At 71.9% G+C, this 18379-nt stretch carries 12 protein-coding genes; all 12 read right to left on the bottom strand.

Features of this window, described 5'->3' with window-relative positions:
- Positions 1-109 precede the first annotated feature (109 nt).
- The 12 genes from cimA to ACEZDG_RS23650 all read right to left on the bottom strand — a co-directional run bounded on the left by cimA (position 110) and on the right by ACEZDG_RS23650 (position 18085).
- The gene (cimA, locus tag ACEZDG_RS23705) at positions 110-1708 is read right to left on the bottom strand and encodes a citramalate synthase (protein WP_380512821.1); all 1599 of its coding nucleotides are present in this window, start codon (positions 1706-1708) and stop codon (positions 110-112) included.
- A 358-nt stretch (positions 1709-2066) separates the two neighbouring features.
- The gene (locus ACEZDG_RS23700) at positions 2067-3167 is read right to left on the bottom strand and encodes a branched-chain amino acid aminotransferase (protein WP_380512819.1); all 1101 of its coding nucleotides are present in this window, start codon (positions 3165-3167) and stop codon (positions 2067-2069) included.
- A gap of 237 nt (positions 3168-3404) precedes the next feature.
- Positions 3405-4448 carry a 3-isopropylmalate dehydrogenase gene (locus ACEZDG_RS23695; protein WP_380512817.1) on the bottom strand — a complete coding sequence of 348 codons (1044 nt, stop codon included), beginning with the start codon at positions 4446-4448 and terminating at the stop codon, positions 3405-3407.
- A 79-nt stretch (positions 4449-4527) separates the two neighbouring features.
- Positions 4528-4650, bottom strand: a complete 123-nt coding sequence (locus ACEZDG_RS23690; RefSeq protein WP_380512815.1) for a hypothetical protein — start codon at positions 4648-4650, stop codon at positions 4528-4530.
- A 276-nt stretch (positions 4651-4926) separates the two neighbouring features.
- A complete protein-coding gene (serA, locus tag ACEZDG_RS23685; RefSeq protein ID WP_380512813.1) occupies positions 4927-6534 on the bottom strand; it encodes a phosphoglycerate dehydrogenase in 1608 nt (535 codons plus the stop codon).
- Positions 6535-6796: 262 nt separating this feature from the next.
- Entirely contained in the window at positions 6797-7795 is a 999-nt protein-coding gene (gene ilvC, locus ACEZDG_RS23680) for a ketol-acid reductoisomerase (protein ID WP_380512811.1), read from the bottom strand.
- A 94-nt stretch (positions 7796-7889) separates the two neighbouring features.
- Positions 7890-8414 carry an acetolactate synthase small subunit gene (gene ilvN / locus ACEZDG_RS23675; RefSeq protein WP_380512808.1) on the bottom strand — a complete coding sequence of 175 codons (525 nt, stop codon included), beginning with the start codon at positions 8412-8414 and terminating at the stop codon, positions 7890-7892.
- Between the two features lie 28 nt (positions 8415-8442).
- Positions 8443-10272, bottom strand: coding sequence for an acetolactate synthase large subunit (locus ACEZDG_RS23670; protein ID WP_380512806.1), 1830 nt, complete (start codon positions 10270-10272; stop codon positions 8443-8445).
- A gap of 245 nt (positions 10273-10517) precedes the next feature.
- Positions 10518-13382 carry a putative bifunctional diguanylate cyclase/phosphodiesterase gene (locus ACEZDG_RS23665; RefSeq protein WP_380512855.1) on the bottom strand — a complete coding sequence of 955 codons (2865 nt, stop codon included), beginning with the start codon at positions 13380-13382 and terminating at the stop codon, positions 10518-10520.
- A gap of 493 nt (positions 13383-13875) precedes the next feature.
- Positions 13876-14796, bottom strand: coding sequence for a 2-hydroxyacid dehydrogenase (locus ACEZDG_RS23660; protein WP_380512804.1), 921 nt, complete (start codon positions 14794-14796; stop codon positions 13876-13878).
- Positions 14797-14805: 9 nt separating this feature from the next.
- Positions 14806-17823: a helix-turn-helix transcriptional regulator gene (locus tag ACEZDG_RS23655; RefSeq protein WP_380512802.1), complete on the bottom strand. Its 3018-nt coding sequence runs from the start codon at positions 17821-17823 to the stop codon at positions 14806-14808.
- A gap of 70 nt (positions 17824-17893) precedes the next feature.
- Entirely contained in the window at positions 17894-18085 is a 192-nt protein-coding gene (locus ACEZDG_RS23650) for a hypothetical protein (protein WP_380512800.1), read from the bottom strand.
- Between the last annotated feature and the right edge of the window lie 294 nt (positions 18086-18379).

Raw genomic sequence — 18379 nt, 5'->3', positions numbered from 1 at the left:
CCAACTCCGCGCTCATCACCCTGGTCGAGCACGCACTCCTGGCCCGACTGCGCTAGCCGGACACTGCGGGGCCGTCACGCGCTGCGTGACGGCCCCTCAGTGTGTGCGGCTACGGCTCCAGACCGGGCTCCAGGCCGCTGCGGAGCAGGCCGAAGGTGAACGCGTCCTCCAGCGCCTCCCAGGAGGCCGAGATGACGTTCTGGGCGACGCCGACCGTGGACCACTCGTCCTTGCCGTTGCTGGTGGTGATCAGCACCCGGGTCTGCGAGGTGGTGCCGTGCTCGCCCTCCAGGATCCGGACCTTGTAGTCCACCAGCTCCAGCTCCGCCAACTGCGGGTAGAACCGCTCCAGGGCCGCCCGCAGGGCCATGTCCAGCGCGTTGACCGGGCCGTTGCCCTCTCCGGTGGAGATGATCCGCTCGCCCCTGGCGACGACCTTCACGGTGGCCTCGTTGGCCTGGCCCCCGTCCGCGCGCTGCTCGCCGATGGTGCGCCAGGACTCCAGCGCGAAGAACCGGGCCCGGGTGCCGCTGACCTCGTCGCGCAGCAGCAGCTCGAACGAGGCGTCGGCGGCCTCGTAGGTGTAGCCGAGGTTCTCCCGCGCCTTGACCCTGGCCACGATCCGGCCCACCGCGTCGCGGTCGCCGGAGAGGTCGTAGCCGAGCTCCTTGGCCTTGAGCTCGACCGAGGCGCGGCCGGCCATGTCGGAGACCAGCATCCGCATCCGGTTGCCGACCAGGGCCGGCTCGGTGTGCTGGTACAGGTCCGGGTCGACCTTGATCGCCGAGGCGTGCAGCCCGGCCTTGTGGGCGAAGGCGGAGACCCCGACGTACGGCTGGTGGGTGGACGGGGTGAGGTTGACAACCTCGGCGATGGCGTGCGAGATCCGGGTCATCTCCGGCAGGCAGCCCTCCGGCAGCACCCGGCGGTCGTACTTCAGCTCCAGCGCCGCCGCCACCGGGAACAGGTTGGCGTTGCCGACCCGCTCGCCGTAGCCGTTGGCGGTGCACTGGACGTGGGTGGCCCCGGCGTCCACGGCGGCCAGGGTGTTGGCGACCGCGCAGCCGGTGTCGTCCTGGGCGTGGATGCCGAGCCGGGCGCCGGTCTGCGCCAGCACGTCCGCGACGATGGCGTTCACCCCGGCCGGGAGCATGCCGCCGTTGGTGTCGCAGAGCACCACCACGTCCGCGCCGGCCTCGTGCGCGGTGCGGACCACGGCCAGCGCGTAGTCGCGGTTGGCCTTGTAGCCGTCGAAGAAGTGCTCGCAGTCGATGAACACCCGGCGCCCCTGGGCCCGGAGGAAGCGCACGCTGTCGGCGACCATGGCCAGGTTCTCGTCCAGGGTGGTGCGCAGGGCCAGCTCGACATGGCGGTCGTGGGACTTGGCCACCAGGGTCACCACCGGGGCGCCGGAGGCCAGCAGCGCGGCCAGTTGGGCGTCGGTGGCCGCGTCGCCGCCCGCGCGCCGGGTGGCGCCGAAGGCCACCAGCTGGGCGTGCCGCAGCTCCAGCTCGGTGGCGGCCCGGGCGAAGAACTCGGTGTCGCGGGGGTTGGCGCCGGGCCAGCCGCCCTCGATGAAGCCGACCCCGAAGTCGTCCAGGTGGCGGGCTATCGTGAGCTTGTCGGCGACGGTGAGGTTGATGCCCTCGCGCTGCGCACCGTCTCGCAGGGTCGTGTCGAAGACATGGAAGTCGTCGCTGAGGCTCATGAGCTGAATCTCCTGTCGGGGGCTGTCCGGGGGTCTGGTTGGCCCCCGGCGGACTGGGACGCCCGCCGGGGGGCCGACTCCGTTGTCACCTTCGCCGCGTGCGCTCCGACTGCCGGGGCGTTCCTTGTGGGAACGCGTCGGCAAACAAAAAAACCCCTCGCGGGTGCGAGAGGTCTGCGCGCGGGTCTTCTGACACGGTGGCCGTTCCGTCACGGATCGATCGTGCGGAGCGGTCACTGCGGACCGGCGCGCCTGCTGCCAATAATGAGCGCGAGCGAGGACACAGCAGCAGTTTCGCACAGCCGCGCCGGACTGGACGGCCGGTCTCACTCAGTGAGACCGGCCGGGCCCGTCCGCGCTACGCGATCGGGTGCATCCAGCCGTGGGTGTCCTCGCGGCGGCCGGTCTGCAGCGCCAGCAGGGTCTCCCGCAGCTTCAGGGTGACCGGCCCGGGCGTGCCCTCGCCGACGGTCCAGTGGCCGCGGGCGGACTTGACCGAGCCGACCGGGGTGATCACCGCGGCGGTGCCGCAGGCGAAGACCTCGGTGAGGGTGCCGTCGGCGTTGCCGTCGCGCCACTCGTCGGTGGAGATCCGCCGCTCCTCGGTCGGGTAGCCGAGGTCGTCGGCGATGCTCAGCAGCGAGTCGCGGGTGATGCCGGGCAGCAGCGAGCCGGACAGCTCCGGGGTGACGATCCGGGCGTCCGCTCCCTCGCCGAAGACGAAGTAGAGGTTCATGCCGCCCATCTCCTCGATCCAGCGGCGCTCCACGGCGTCCAGCCAGACCACCTGGTCGCAGCCCTGCTCGGCGGCCTGGGCCTGGGCCACCAGCGAGGCGGCGTAGTTGCCGCCGCACTTGGCCGCGCCGGTGCCGCCGGGCGCGGCCCTGACGTACTCCTCGGAGAGCCAGACCGAGACCGGCTTCACCCCGCCGCTGAAGTAGGCGCCGGCCGGGGAGGCGATGACCATGAACAGGTACTCGTTGGCCGGGCGGACCCCGAGGCCGACCTCGGTGGCGATCATGAACGGGCGCAGGTAGAGGCTGGCCTCGTCCTGGCTCGGGACCCAGGCGGCGTCCTGGGTGACCAGGGCCTCGACCGCGGCGACGAAGGTCTCCTGCGGCAGCTCCGGCATGGCCAGCCGGCGCGCCGAGTTCTGGAACCGGGCGGCGTTGGCGAACGGGCGGAAGGTCTGGATGCTGCCGTCCGCGGTGCGGTACGCCTTCAGGCCCTCGAAGATCGACTGGCCGTAGTGCAGGATCGCGTTCGCCGGGTCGATCTCCAGCGGCGCGTACGGGGTCAGCTGGGCGTCGTGCCAGCCCCGGCCCTCGGTCCAGCGGATGGTCACCATGTTGTCGGTGAAGTAGCGGCCGAAGCCGGGGTTGGCGAGCCGGGCTTCGCGCTCCTCGGCGGCAAGGGGGTGGGCCGAGGGCTTGAGCTCGATCTCGATAGGGGAGGTCATGGCGTTACGTCCTTCACCGTGTCGTCATGGCGGGCCGCGCTCAGGTCTGCAGAGCCGCCCAAGGTCGATGGTCGCACTTTCCCGGACCGCTCGAACAGTCGCCCATGCTGGGATACGACAAAGCGGCCCGGAAGGTGCGTACCGGTGGTGCCGGGGTCACAGTTCGTAGCTGACCAGCCGGGTCTCGGCATGCTGTCTTCCGGACCGCCTGGACGGTCCTCGCGCAGTGCCGGCCGGTCAGCCGGCTACTCGCGCGGCGAGGGCGTCGCCGACCTCGGAGGTGGAGCGGGGGGCCTTTCCGATCCGCTCGGCCAGGTCCGCGGCGACCGCGGACTCGATCCGGGCGGCCTCGTCGACCAGGCCCAGGTGCTGCAGCAGCATCGCCACCGACAGCACGGTGGCGGTCGGGTCCGCCTTGCCCTGGCCTGCGATGTCCGGGGCCGAGCCGTGGACCGGCTCGAACATCGACGGGAAGGCGCCGCTCGGGTTGATGTTGCCGCTGGCGGCCAGGCCGATGCCGCCGGTGACGGCCGCGGCCAGGTCGGTGAGGATGTCGCCGAAGAGGTTGTCGGTGACGATCACGTCGAAGCGCTCGGGCTGGGTGACAAAGAAGATCGTCGCCGCGTCGACATGCAGGTAGTCGGTGCTGACCTCGGGGAACTCGGCCGCGACCGCGTTGAAGATCCGGGTCCACAGGTGGCCGGCGTGGACCAGCACATTGTTCTTGTGCACCAGCGTCAGCTTCTTGCGCGGACGGGCCTGGGCCCGGGCGAAGGCGTCGCGGACGACCCGCTCGATGCCGAACGCGGTGTTCAGGCTGACCTCGGTGGCGATCTCCTCCGGGGTACCGGTGCGCAGGGTGCCGCCGTTGCCGACGTACGGGCCCTCGGTGCCCTCGCGGACCACCACGAAGTCGATCTGCGGCTCACCCGCGAGCGGGGAGCTGACGCCCGGGAACAGCTTGCCGGGGCGCAGGTTGACGTGGTGGTCGAAGGCGAACCGCAGCTTGAGCAGCAGCCCGCGCTCCAGCACCCCGGAGGGCACGGAGGGGTCGCCGATGGCGCCGAGGAGGATGGCGTCGTTGTGCTTGAGCTCCTCCAGCACGCTGTCCGGGAGGGTTTCGCCGGTCGCGTGGTAGCGGCGTGCGCCGAGGTCGTACTCGGTGGTCTCCACCTTGGAGTCGGCGGGGAGGACGGCGGCGAGGACCTTGAGCCCTTCGGCGACGACTTCCTGGCCGATGCCGTCACCGGGGATCACTGCGAGGCGGAGAGTGCGAGACATGCCCGGGACCTTACTCCTGGTTCCAGCAGGTGGGCATCGACCGTCCGGCATGTGGACCCGGGGTCCTGCTGCCCGTGGCCTACTTGTGGCCGGTCGCGCCGCCGTTGTCACGGCGGTCGAGGGCGCGCTGAAGTGCGGCGATGGCGTTGGCGCGGTCGTTGCTCTGGGGACGGGCGGGGGTCTGCGGGCGCTGCTGGTCCATGAGGGGACTCCTCTTGACGCGCGGGGGTGGTGAGCAAAGGGGCCGCGCAGGGGTCGCCCGCGACAAGGGCCGATCGGAACTGGCTGTGGATACAGCAGATCGTCCGACAACTTCACGGTACGACAGGGGACCGCGACTGTCTGCAGAAGTACTTGGATTTCCTACTATCTGAGACGAGGGTCACCCGGCCCCCGCCGCCGAACGCACAGCAGCCGGACGCACAGCGCCTCGCGGCCGGAGGAACGGCCGCGGGGCGCTGTCGGGGGTGCCGGGTGCTCAGGAGTCGCTGAGGTTCACCGAGCGGGCGAACTTGGCGCCGATCTCGGCGGAGATCTCGGCCAGCAGCGGCTGCGGGATCTCGCTGTCCACGGTCAGCGAGACCAGCGCGTCGCCGGCCTCGTCGTCGCGGGAGACCTGCATGCCGGCGATGTTGACGCCGGCCTCGCCGAGCAGGCGGCCGAGGATGCCGACCACGCCGGGGCGGTCGTCGTAGCGGAAGAAGGCCATGTGGTCGGTGAGGACCACGTCCACGTCGAAGGTGTCGACGCCGACGATCTTCTGGATCCGCTTGGGGCCCGCCAGGGTGCCGGACACGGCGACCTCGCGGCCGTCGGTCAGGGTGCCGCGGACGGTGATGACGTTGCGGTACTCGGGGCTCTCGCTGGTCGTGGTGAGCCGGACCTCGAGGCCGCGCTCCTGGGCGAACAGCGGGGCGTTGACGTAGGAGACCGTCTCGGCGACGACGTCCTCGAAGACGCCCTTGAGCGCGGAGAGCTCCAGCACCTTGACGTCGTGCTGGGTGATCTCGCCGCGGACCTCGACGTCCAGCCGGGCGGCGACCTCGCCGGCCAGCGCGGTGAAGATCCGGCCCAGCTTCTCGGCCAGCGGCAGGCCGGGGCGCACGTCCTCGGCGATGACGCCGCCCTGGACGTTCACCGCGTCCGGGACCAGCTCGCCGGCCAGCGCGAGGCGGACCGACTTGGCGACCGAGATGCCGGCCTTCTCCTGCGCCTCGTCGGTGGACGCGCCCAGGTGCGGGGTGCAGACCACGTTGTCGAAGGCGAACAGCGGGGAGTCGGTGCAGGGCTCCTTGGAGTAGACGTCCAGCCCGGCTCCGGCCACCCGGCCCTCCTTGAGCGCGGAGGCCAGCGCCTCCTCGTCGACGATCCCGCCGCGGGCGGCGTTGACGATGCGCACGGTCGGCTTGACCTTGTGCAGCGCCTCGTCGCCGATCAGGCCGATGGTCTCCGGGGTCTTCGGGAGGTGCACGGTGATGAAGTCGGAGACCTCGAGCAGCTCGTCAAGCGGCATCAGCTTGACGCCCATCTGGGCCGCGCGGGCGGCCTGGATGTAGGGGTCGTACGCGACGATCTTCATACCGAACGCGGACATGCGCTGCGCCACCAGGACGCCGATCCGGCCGAGGCCGACCACACCGAGGGTCTTCTCCGCCAGCTCGACACCGGTGTACTTGCTGCGGGCCCACTTCCCGGCCTTGAGCGCGGTGTTGGCGGCCGGGATGTGCCGCGCCGTCGAGATCAGCAGGCCGCAGGCCAGCTCGGCGGCGGTGACGATGTTGGACGTGGGGGCGTTGACGACCATCACGCCGGCCTTGGTGGCGGCGGGTACGTCCACATTGTCCAGGCCGACGCCGGCGCGGGCGACGACCTTCAGCTTTCCGGCGGCGGCGATGGCCTCGGCGTCGACCTTGGTGGCGGAGCGGATCAGGATCGCGTCCACGTCGGCGATGGCGGGCAGCAGCGCGGCCCGGTCGGCGCCGTCCACATGGCGGATCTCGAAGTCGGGGCCGAGGGCGTCCACGGTCGCGGGGGAGAGTTCTTCCGCGATGAGAACGACAGGCTTCTTGGTGGTTGCAGCGCTCACGACAGTTGTCCTTACTGTCCGGATCTCCCCTGCCGCATGGGTGTGGGTGGCACCCTGGAACTGACGGCATGGTGGGAACGGTGGCATGCCGCGTTGGAGACGCACGACGCTGTGGGCCTGACGCGCACTCGGGAGTCTAGCGAGGGTCGGCGACCGCCCTCGCACCCCTGCGGTGGAATCACCCGCACGGGACCTTACGAACCGTACAAAGATGCGGGGGTGCCCCCGTGGGAGCACCCCCGCCGGGCGGGAGGGCGGGGGCTTACGCCTCCTCGTCCACCCAGCTCATCAGCTTGCGGAGCTTCTTGCCGGTGGTCTCCAGCAGGTGCTCGCTGTCGGCCTTCTTGTACTCGTTGTACTTCGGCAGGCCGTTCTTGTACTCCGCGATCCAGGCGTTGGCGAAGGTGCCGTCCTGGATCTCGGCCAGGACCTGCTTCATCGCGGCCTTGGTGTCGGCGGTGATGATGCGGGGACCGGTGACGTAGTCGCCCCACTCGGCGGTCTCGGAGACCGACCAGCGCATCTTCTCCAGGCCGCCCTCGTACATCAGGTCGACGATGAGCTTCAGCTCGTGCAGGCACTCGAAGTAGGCGATCTCCGGCTGGTAGCCGGCCTCGACCAGGGTCTCGAAGCCCGCCTTGACCAGCGCGGAGGTGCCACCGCAGAGGACGGCCTGCTCACCGAACAGGTCGGTCTCGGTCTCCTCCTTGAAGGTGGTCTTGATGACGCCGGCGCGGGTGCCGCCGATCCCCTTCGCGTAGGAGAGCGCCAGCTCCAGGCCCTTGCCGGTGGCGTCCTGCTCGACCGCCACGATGCAGGGGACGCCGCGCCCCTCCTCGTACTGACGGCGGACCAGGTGGCCCGGGCCCTTGGGGGCGACCATGCAGACGTCGACGTCGGCCGGGGGCTTGATGAAGCCGAAGCGGATGTTCAGGCCGTGCCCGAAGAACAGCGCGTCGCCGGCCTTGAGGTTGGGCTCGACGACCTCCTTGTAGACGTCGCCCTGGATCGGGTCCGGCACCAGGATCATGATGACGTCGGCCTCGGCCGCGGCCTCGGCCGGAGTGACCACGCGCAGGCCCTGCTCCTCGGCCTTGACACGGGACTTGGACTCGGGCAGCAGGCCGACGCGGACGTCGACACCGGAGTCGCGCAGCGAGAGCGCGTGGGCGTGGCCCTGGCTGCCGTAGCCCAGGATCGCCACCTTGCGGCCCTGGATGATGGACAGATCAGCGTCGTCGTCGTAGAACAGCTCGGCCATCGCTGGCTTCTCCTTGCATGGGGCTTTGATTGGGGACCACCGTACGCCGGTCGGCGGCGTCCGGGTTTTGTTCTCAAATGGTGAGACTACTGTCTCAGGCGCTGCGTTCCAGTGCCCGGAGCGAGCGGTCGGTGATGGAGCGGGCGCCGCGGCCCACCGCCACCATCCCCGACTGCACCAGCTCCTTGATGCCGTACGGCTCCAGCATCCGCAGCATCGCCTCCAGCTTGTCGGAGCTGCCGGTGGCCTCGATGGTCACCGCGTCCGGGGCGACGTCCACGGTCTTGGCACGGAACAGCTGGACGATCTCGGTGATCTGGGAGCGGGTCTCGCTGTCCGCGCGCACCTTGACCAGCACCAGCTCGCGGCGGACCGCCGCGGCCGGGTCCAGCTCGACGATCTTTATGACGTTGACCAGCTTGTTGAGCTGCTTGGTGACCTGCTCGAGCGGCAGGTCCTCCACGTTGACGACGATGGTCATCCGGGAGATGTCGGGGTGCTCGGTCGGTCCGACCGCGAGCGAGTCGATGTTGAACCCCCGGCGGGAGAACAGCGCGGCGATGCGGGCGAGCACGCCGGGCTTGTTCTCGACCAGGACGGAGAGGGTGTGCTTGGACATGAGGTCTCTATCCCTAGTTTCCGAGGTGTCAGTCGAGCTGGTCGCCGAAGTCCGGGCGGACGTCGCGCGCCGCCAGGATCTCGTCGTTGCTGGTGCCGGCGGCGACCATGGGCCAGACCATGGCGTCCTGGTGCACGATGAAGTCGATCACGACCGGCGCGTCGTTGAGGGCCATCGCCTGCTGGATCACCGCGTCCAGGTCCTCCGGGCGCTCGCAGCGCAGGCCGTAGCAGCCCATCGCCTCGGAGAGCTTCACGAAGTCCGGGATCCTGGTGCCCTGCGCGGGCTGGGCGATGCCGTCGTGCTCGGGGCCGGCGTGCAGCACGGTGTTGCTGTAGCGCTGGTCGTAGAACAGGGTCTGCCACTGGCGGACCATGCCCAGCGAGCCGTTGTTGATGACCGCGACCTTGATCGGGATGTTGTTCAGCGCGCAGGTGACCAGCTCCTGATTGGTCATCTGGAAGCAGCCGTCGCCGTCGATCGCCCAGACCTGGGTGTCCGGCATCCCGGCCTTGGCGCCCATCGCGGCCGGGACCGCGTAGCCCATCGTTCCCGCGCCGCCGGAGTTCAGCCAGGTGGCGGGCTTCTCGAAGGTCAGGAACTGGGAGGCCCACATCTGGTGCTGGCCGACGCCCGCCGCGTAGATCGCGTCCGGGCCGACCAGCTGGCCGATCCGCTCGATCACCTGCTGCGGGCTCAGCATCCCGTCCGGGGCGGTGTCGTAGCCCAGCGGGTAGGTCTTGCGCCAGGTGTTGAGCTGCTCCCACCAGTCCGCGTAGTCGGGGGCGACCCCGGCGGCGAACTCGGCCTGGACGGCCTGGATCAGGTCGGCCAGGATCTCCCGGGCGTCGCCCACGATCGGCACGTCCGCGGTGCGGTTCTTGCCGATCTCGGCCGGGTCGATGTCCGCGTGGACGATCTTGGCCAGCGGGGCGAAGCTGTCCAGCCGGCCAGTGACCCGGTCGTCGAAGCGGGTGCCCAGCGCGAACAGCAGGTCCGCCTTCTGCAGCGCGGTGACCGCGCCGACCGAGCCGTGCATCCCGGGCATGCCCAGGTGCTGGTCGTGGGTGTCGGGGAAGGCGCCGAGCGCCATCAGCGTGGTGACCACGGGGGCGCCGGTGAGCTCGGCCAGGATCCGCAGCTCCGCGGTCGCGCCGGCCTTGATCACCCCGCCGCCGACGTAGAGCACCGGGCGCTTGGAGGAGAGCAGCAGCCGGGCCGCCTCGCGGATCTGCTTGGCGTGCGGCTTGGTGACCGGGCGGTAGCCGGGCAGTTGGTGCTCCGGCGGCCAGCGGAACACGGTCTGCGCCTGCAGCGCGTCCTTGGCGATGTCGACCAGGACCGGCCCCGGGCGCCCGGTGGCGGCGATGTGGAACGCCTCCGAGATCACCCTCGGGATCTCGGACGGGTCGGTGACCAGGTAGTTGTGCTTGGTGATCGGCATGGTGATGCCGCAGATGTCCGCCTCCTGGAAGGCGTCCGTGCCGATCGCGGCGCTGGCGACCTGGCCGGTGATGGCGACGATCGGCACCGAGTCCATGTAGGCGTCGGCGATCGGGGTGACCAGGTTGGTCGCGCCCGGGCCCGAGGTGGCCATGCAGACCCCGACCTTGCCGGTGGCCTGGGCGTAGCCGGTGGCCGCGTGGCCCGCGCCCTGCTCGTGCCGGACCAGGATGTGGCGCACCTTGGTCGAGTCCATCAGCGGGTCGTAGGCCGGCAGGATCGCCCCGCCCGGGATTCCGAAGACCGTCTCGGCCCCCACCGCTTCGAGCGAGCGGATGAGCGACTGGGCCCCGGTCATGGGCTCGGCGGTGGGGGTCTCGCCCCGGTGCGGGGCGGCGGGTGCCTGCTCAGTCATCTGCTGGTTCCTTCTCGGAGGGTTTTCGTACGGACGGCGTCTTGGGGGACAGTGCCCTGCTGGCACGTGCCTTGGGCGAGGCGATGGGCAACAAAAAACCCCTCGTGCCCATGGGCATGCGAGGGGTGGCGCGTCGGCCTGAGTGATTCCGGGTCCGCGGGGACTCCGGATCAGCCGACGCGCCCGCCAAGTACGAGAATTCGGGTGCGCATGGCATCGACCTTCCTCCGCCACCCGGCGGAGTGTCAAGCCGGAGGGAATGACGTCTCATCATGCGGACCCATGCCGAGATGGCTCCCCAGGACCGGCGGATAGGGACGTACTGGCTGGTCAGAGCCGGGGCGGGCATGCGGGGCACGATGGTGCCGCAGGTCGCCGCGGACTTCACCCGATGGGTGGACCGGCCCCGACGGGTGGACCAGCCTGGACAGGTCGGGCATGGCCGGACGCGGCAGCGGGAACCCCGGGCCGCACAGCACCGCGTCCAACCGCGGCTCGTCCAGCGGGCCGGAGAAGAAGGCGCCCTGGCCGCGCCGGCAGCCCAGCTCGCGGAGCAGCGCCGCCTGCGCCGCGTGGTCCACCCCCTCGGCGCCGGTGGTCAGCCCCAGCTCGCGGCCGAGCCGCAGCACGCTGGTGGCGAGGGTGCGCAGGAAGGTGGACTCCAGCAGGCCGTCGACCAGGCCCCGGTCCAGCTTGATCAGCTCCACCGGGAGCCGGTGCAGTCCGCTGAGCGGGGCCGAGGGGCCGCCGAGGCCGTCCAGGGCCAGGCCGATGCCGAGGCCGCGGAGGGCGGTGAGCCGGCGGCCCAGATCCTCGAAGCGGCGGTCGTCCAGGTGGTGGGCGCGGCCGTCGGCGGCGTCCCCCTCGGCGATCTCCAGCAGTAAGGACGAGGGGGGCAGCCCGGTGCGCCGGAGCAGGGCCTCGATCGACTCGCACAGCCCCGGCGCGGCCAGTCGTCGGGCCGACAGCCGCACCGCCACCGGCACGTCCTCCACCACCGGCCCCAGCCGGGCCCGGCGCTCCACCGCGAGCTGCACCGCCTGCTCGACCATCCAGCGGGAGAAGCGGGCGGCCCGGTCGCCGCCCTCGGAGGCCCGCAGGAACTCGGCCGGGGTGAGCAGCAGGCCCTGCGCGGAGCGCCAGCGGGCCTGGGCGGAGAGGGCGGCGACGGCGCCGTTCTCCAGTTCCACCACCGGCTCGTGCAGCAGCGCGAACCGGCCCTCGCGGACGGCGACCCGGAGCCGCTGCTCAAGCTCGGTGCGGCGGCGCAGGTCGTTGCGCAGCTGCGGGTCGTAGACGGCGACCCGGCCCTTGCCGTTCTTCTTCGCCTGGTACATCGCCAGGTCGGCGTTGCGCAGCAGCTTGGCCGGGGTGATCCCGAGCTCGGCGAAGGCGATCCCGATGCTGGCGGCGACGGCGAGCTCCTCGCCGCCGATCCAGTACGGGGCGGTGAGCGCGGTCCGCAGCCGCTCGGCCACGGTCTCGGCCTGCTGCTGGTCGAGACCGCAGAGCAGTACCGCGAACTCGTCGCCGCCGAGCCGGGCCACGGTGTCACCGGTGCGGACCGTGTCCTGGAGCCGGCGGGCGGCCTGGACCAGCAGTTCGTCGCCGACCTGGTGCCCGGCGGTGTCGTTGACCGCCTTGAAGCCGTCCAGGTCCAGGAAGAGCACCGCGACGCCGGCGGGGTCGCCGGGCGCGGCCAGGGCGGCCCGGCCCCGGTCCAGGAAGAGCGCCCGGTTGGGCAGGTCGGTGAGCGTGTCGTGGAATGCGTTGTGCTCCAACTGGGCCTGCAATCTTACCCGTTCGGAGACGTCGCGGCAGTTGAAGATCAGCCCGTCGCGGTAGCGGTTGACGGTGGACTCGACGTCCAGCCACTCCCCCGCGCCGGAGCGGATCCGGCACTCGATCCTGGCGGTGGGCTCGTCCGACGGGCTCTGCGCGAGGTAGCGCTGGACCTCCCAGAGCACGTGGCCGAGGTCCTCCGGGTGGACCAGGTCCGGCAGCCGGGTGCCGATCAGCTCCTCGGCCGGGCGGCCGTAGACGCCGTGCGCGGCCGGGCTGACGTAGCGCAGCACGCCGTCCGGGTCGGCGATCATGATCACGTCGCTGGAGCCCTGGACCAGGGAGCGGAAGTGGTTCTCCTGGTGCGAGAGCTTCTGGGCCAGGGCCAGGTTGTCCAGCAGCATGATGCCCTGGCGCAGGATCAGCGCGAACACCACGGTGCACGCGATGATCAGTACGAAGCGGTCCAACTGCCCCTGGCCGAAGGCGTTGTAGAGCAGCCCGACGGTGCAGACCGCGGCGGCGACATAGGGGGTCAGCGCGCTGAAGGTGGAGGCGACCCGGGGCGAGCGGGCGACCACGGCGATGCCGTGGCCGCCGGGGCGGGCCCAGGGGGCCCAGGCCAGCAGCATGCTGCCGGTGAACCAGCCCGCGTCGAGCAACTGGCCCGAGTGGTAGGCGTCCTTGAGGGCCTGGCTGGTGAACAGGGCGTCGCAGAGCACGGTCAGCGCCAGCGCCACTATGGCGGTGTGCACCGCGGCCCGGTTGCCGTCCCGGCTCCGGAAGCGCAGCCCCAGCACCATGCTGACCAGCAGGATGTCCAGCACCGGGTAGGCCAGCGCCATCGACAGCCGGAGCGGGCTGCCCTGGTCGCCGCGGGCGGTCCTGGCCAGCGCCAGGCTCCAGCTGAGGGTCAGCAGCGAGCCGGCGATCAGCCAGCCGTCCAGCGCCAGGCAGAGCCAGCCGGCCGCGTTGCGGGGGCGGTTGGCCAGCAGCAGCAGGCCGAGGATGGCCGGCGGCGCGAACATCAGGAAGGCGTAGTCGGCGAACGAGGGGGTCGGGATCGGGACCCGCAGCACCACCTCGTACCAGCCCCAGGTGCCGTTGCCCAGGGCCACCATCAGCGAGGACACCCCGAAGCAGAGCCAGGCCGGACGGTGCTGCCCGCCCGCGGTGCAGCCGTGCACCAGGCAGGAGAGCGAGGCGGTCAGCGCGGCGGCGGCCAGGCCGAAGTCGCCCATGAAGTCGGCGAGGTTCTGCGAGCCCCAGCCGGTGGCGGAGCCCAGCAGGTATCCCAGGCAGACCAGCAGGATGAGCAGTCGCGGCAGCCGCGGGGCCCGGTCGGCCGGGCCCTCGTCCTCCGGCGGTTCCTCGGCGGGGTACTGCGGCTCGTCGAGCCGTCCGACCTCGCCGAGGCGCCGGCCGAGGCCGCCGCGGAAGTCGTCGAAGGTGGAACCGGTCGGGCTTGACCCTTGCACGGCATGCTCCTCGGCCCAGGGCGGGCCGGGCAGCACGGTCTCGGTACGCGTCACCGGCAACTCCCCCTCCGGTCCCGGGTGCGGGCGGAACGGCGGTGCGGATCGCTCCGTACCGGCTCTCCCGGTCGGGACCCTACACCACTCTCGTCACTCTGCGACATCCACACTCAACTCAGAGTAATGGAGCGGGGGGTGGCCACTGCAGGGGATTGGGTGGGAAAGGTGGCCCTGAGCGCGGTGAATCGGCCGAATGGCCGGGCGTACGCCCGGGGCGCAGGGGGCAGGGCACGCGCCCTGCACCCCGGCCCGGCCCAACTCCCGGGCTCAGGCCAGGCTCCCGGGCTCAGCGCACGACGTTGGCCAGCGGCTCGCCGGCGTGGGCCCGCAGCAGCTGCGAGCGGAGCAGCCGCAGCGCCCGCGGCAGGAAGGCCGAACTGGGGCCGCCGACATGCGGGGTGATCAGGGTGTTGGGGGCCCGCCACAGCGGGTGCCCGGCCGGCAGCGGCTCCGGATCGGTGACGTCCAGGGCCGCCCGGAGCCGGCCCGACTCCAGCTCGGCCAGCAGCGCCGCGGTGTCGACCACGGGTCCCCTGGCCACATTGACCAGCAGCGCGTCCTGCTTCAGCCGGGCCAGGAAGTCCGCGTCGACCAGGTGCCGGGTCTCCGGCGTGAGCGGGGTGAGCAGCACCACCACGTCGGCGGCGGGCAGCAGCCCGGGCAGCTCGGCGATGCCGTGCACCGGCCCGTGCGCGCTCTCCCGCGCGGTACGGGCCACCCGCAGGACGTCGCACTCGAAGGGGGCGAGCCGGGCCTCCAGCGCCGCGCCGATGGAGCCGTAGCCGATGACCAGCACGGTGCGGTCGGCCAGGGCGGGCTGGAAGGTCTGGTCCCAGAACTCCTCCGCCTGCCTGCGGACGAAGCCGGGGATGCCCCGGAGCGAGGCCAGGATCAGGGTCATCGCCAGCTCGGCGGTGCTGGCGTCGTGCAGCCCGCGGGCGTTGCAGACCCGGACCCCCGGCGGGAGGTGCGGCAGCACGTCGTCCGTCCCCGCGGTGAGCGTCTGCACGGTGCGCAGCGCCGGGAGCCGGGGCAGCAGGGCGAGCGCGGCCGGGTGCCGCATGTAGGGCAGGCAGAAGAACTCGACGCCGTCGAGCTCCCGCTGCGGCGGCGGCTCGCCCTCGTCGTCCCAGACCAGCAGGTCGAGACCGGCCGGGAGGCCGCCGATCTGCTCGGGCGGATAGGGCAGCAGGAAGCGCGGGTTCATCCCCCGACGCTATCCGACCAGGTGCAGCCGGTGGGCCAGGGCGGCGGCCTCGCCGCGTCCGGTGACCTCCAGCTTGGCGAGGATGTTGGAGACATGGACGCTGGCCGTCTTGGGCGAGATGTAGAGCTCGTCCGCGATCTGACGGTTCGTCCGGCCGAGCGCGACCAGGTTCAGCACGGCCTGCTCCCGCGGCGTCAGATTGAACAGCACCGGCTGCGGCTCCGCCGGGGCCGGCGCGGCCGTCCCGTGGGCGCTGCGCAGCCGGGCCCGGTCGGCCAGCCTGGCCGCCTCCCGCTGCAGCCGCAGGTCGCCGTGGGCCACGGCCTGGGCCTCGGCCCGGTGCAGCAGCCCGGCGGCGGCGGCCCGGTCCCCCTGGACCGCGCTGGCCTCGGCCGCGCGGAACAGGGCCAGGCCCAGCGGGTGGGGCAGCCCGAGCGGTTCCAGGGCCTCGACGGCGCGGAGGTAGCCGTCCGGTTCCGACGCCCCCTCGGCCCGGGCCAGTTCCGCGTCCAGCAGCAGCGACCAGCTGGGGGACAGCGGCCAGGGCGTCTCCATTCCGGCCACCACGCCGCGGACCAGGTCCAGCACCCGGGCCCGGTCGGCGTCCAGCGCGGGCAGGCCGCGGGAGTCCGCCTCGGCGGCGGCGCCGTACACCAGGATCGGCCAGATGTAGCGCTCCTTGCCCTTGGGGTAGCCGGTGTCGATCACCTTGAGCAGTTCCGCGCGGGCCTCGTCGAAGCGGCCGTTCGCCACGGCGATCCGGATCACCAGCGTGGACATCGGCAGCCAGTCCTGCGCCTTGGCCGGGCCGATGCTCTCCTTCGCCCGGGCCAGGTGCTCGGCGGCGGCCGGCAGGTCGTCCCTGAGCAGGGCCAGATCGGCCCTGAGCCGGTGCAGGAAGCCGCGGTCGATGCCCGAGCCCAGGTCCGCGGGAGCGGTGTCGAGCAGGTCCTCGGCCTCCGCCTGCTGCCCGAGGGACAGCAGCGACTCGACCAGGTTGCCGCGCAGGATCGGTCCGGCCGCCCCGAGCAGGCCGTTGCTGCGGGCCATCCGGCAGCCGCTGCGGGCCGCCTCGGCGGCCTCGGCGGAGCGGCCGAGGCCCTCCAGGGTGTCCGAGAGGTTGACGTAGACCCGGGACAGCAGATCGGGTTCCTGCAGCTCCAGGGCCCGGCGGTGGACCTCGTGGAGTTCGGACAGGCCCTCCTCCTGGCGGCCCAGGATCACCAGCAGGGTGCCCAGGGTGACCCGGGCGTGCAGGCCGACCGTCTCCGCCCCGACCTGACGGGCGATCAGCACCGCGCGCTCGGCCAGGGCGATGTCCTCGGGCTCGGGCCAGTCGACCATGTCGCAGGCGGCCAGCCGGCCGAACACCTCGGCCTGCACCGAGCTCGGCGGCCGGTTCTCCACCAGCCGGCGGGCGTGGGCCAGCTCGGACCGGCCGCCGTCCTGGGTCATCTTGGTGCTGACCCGGGAGCGCATCGCCCAGAACCAGGCGGCCCTGGACGGGTCGGACTCCTCGTCGATCAGCCGCAGCGCCTGCTTGCACAGGCTGAGGCAGCGCTCCCGCTCCCCGCAGAGCCGGGCGGCGACGGCGGCCTCGGCGAACACGTCCACCAGCCGCAGCCGCTCGCAGCACGCGCCGTTCGGGTCCTCGTCGCAGCTGCAGGCCGGGTAGGACTCGGCGTAGTCGGCCGGGCGCAGCTCGGCCAGCACGTCCTCGGGGACCCGGTCCCACAGCTCCAACGCGCGTTCCAGCATCTGCAGCTGCTCGGCGAAGGCGTTGCGGCGGCGGGCCTCCCGGCTCGCGTCCAACGCGACCGGCAGCGCCCGGGCCGGCTCACCGGCGCTGTACCAGTAGTTGGCGAGCCGGGTCACCCGCTCCTCGGCCGGGACCAGCTGCGGCTGCTCGGTCAGTACGGTGGCGTAGCGGCGCTTGATCCGGCTGCCCTCGCCGGGCAGCAGGTCGTCGGCGACGGCCTCGCGGACCAGGGCGTGCCGGAAGCAGTAGCCGTCCCCGCGCGCGGTGGGGCGCAGCACATTGGCGTCGACGGCGGTCCGCAGCGCGGCGAACAGCTCGTCCTCGCCCTGCTCCAGCACCGCCCTGAGCAGGCCGTACTCCACCGCGGAGCCGCCCTGGGCGAGCGCCCGCAGCACCGGCTGGACCGGCTCCGGCAGCGCCTCCACCCGGACCATCAGCAGATCGCGCAGCGAGTCGGTGAGGCCGGTGGAGCAGCCCGCCTGGTAGCTGGCGGCCAGCTCCTCGACGAAGAACGGGATGCCCTCGGAGCGGCGGAAGATCCGTTCCAGCAGCCGGGCTTCCGGGGCGCCGTCCAGGATGCCGGTCAGCTGGTCGGCGACCTCGGTGCGGCCGAGCCGCGGCAGTTCGAGCCGCTGGACGATCCGCAGCCGCTCCAGCTCGGCCAGGAACGGACGCAGTGGGTGCCGGCGGTGCAGGTCGTCGCTGCGGTAGGTGCCGACGATGACGAAGCGCGAGTTGCGCAGCGAGCGCAGCAGGTAGACGAGCAGCTCACGGGTCGAGCGGTCGGACCAGTGCAGGTCCTCGAGGGCGAGCACGATGGTGCGGTCGGCGGCCAGTCGCTCGAACAGCTGAGCGGTATGTTCGAACAGTCGGGCCCGGCCGAACTCGTCGTGCGCCTCCGGCGCGGCCTGCCCGAGCTCGGGCAGCAGCTGCGACAGCCGGCCCTCGTTGCCCGCCGCGGCCAGTTCCACCTCCACCCCGAGCGCCTGGTGCAGCGCCCGCAGCGCGGTGACCATCGGCGCGTACGGGAGGCCGTCCGCGCCGATCTCGATGCAGCCGCCCATCGCCACCACGGCCCCGGTCCTGGCGGCGGCGCAGACGAACTCCTCCAGCAACCGGGTCTTGCCGACCCCGGCGTCCCCAGCGATCAGCAGCGCCTGCGGCTGCCCCTCACCCGCGCGCCGCAGCGCCGCCGTCAGCTCCGCCAACTCGGCGGAGCGTCCGACGAACACGGGACTTACTGATATGCGCTCCACAGGAGTGAGCATCGCACAAGCCTCCGACAAGGCCCGACTCATATTCGGTGGGCGCTGGGGTCAGGTTTCGCTCGGCCCGGGCTCAGCAGGCGCTGGCCCGGGGCGAGCGGCCGAAGAGGCGTACCCCCCGGTGGTGCGAACCGGTCGCACCCCCCTTCCGTGCGGCGCGATTCGACTCGGCCGCCTGCTTGGCCAGCCGGTGCTGCTCGGCCGCGCGGGCCAGCTCGGCCTGCTGGTACTTGGTGGCCTGGTACTGGAAGTAGTCGTTCGACATGGCGGGCTCCCCGGTTCCTCTGTGCTGGTCTCTTTTGTGCTGGTCTCTTTTCCTTCTGAGGTCAAGATTCCTCCGCAAGGGGGGTGCCGGGCATCGGGTGCCTGCCCGATCTTCCGGCCGGCAAGGGCCTTAGACAGCGCGAGGGCCGTCCTACCCGAGGGGTGGGACGGCCTAGACACCCGACTGCGCGAGTCGTTGCAGGACTGATTCCCCGCAGTCCACTGGCACTTGGGCGATGCGGACATCATCATCCTGATGGACTCTCGCTACAAAGGCACCCGCCTGGCCCACGTC

Origin of the sequence: Streptacidiphilus alkalitolerans, from assembly GCF_042511045.1 — a bacterium.
GTDB classification, from domain to species: domain Bacteria; phylum Actinomycetota; class Actinomycetes; order Streptomycetales; family Streptomycetaceae; genus Streptacidiphilus; species Streptacidiphilus alkalitolerans.
The sequence above is the reverse complement of the archived record's forward strand: the minus strand, read 5'-3'. Positions and strand labels throughout refer to the sequence as shown.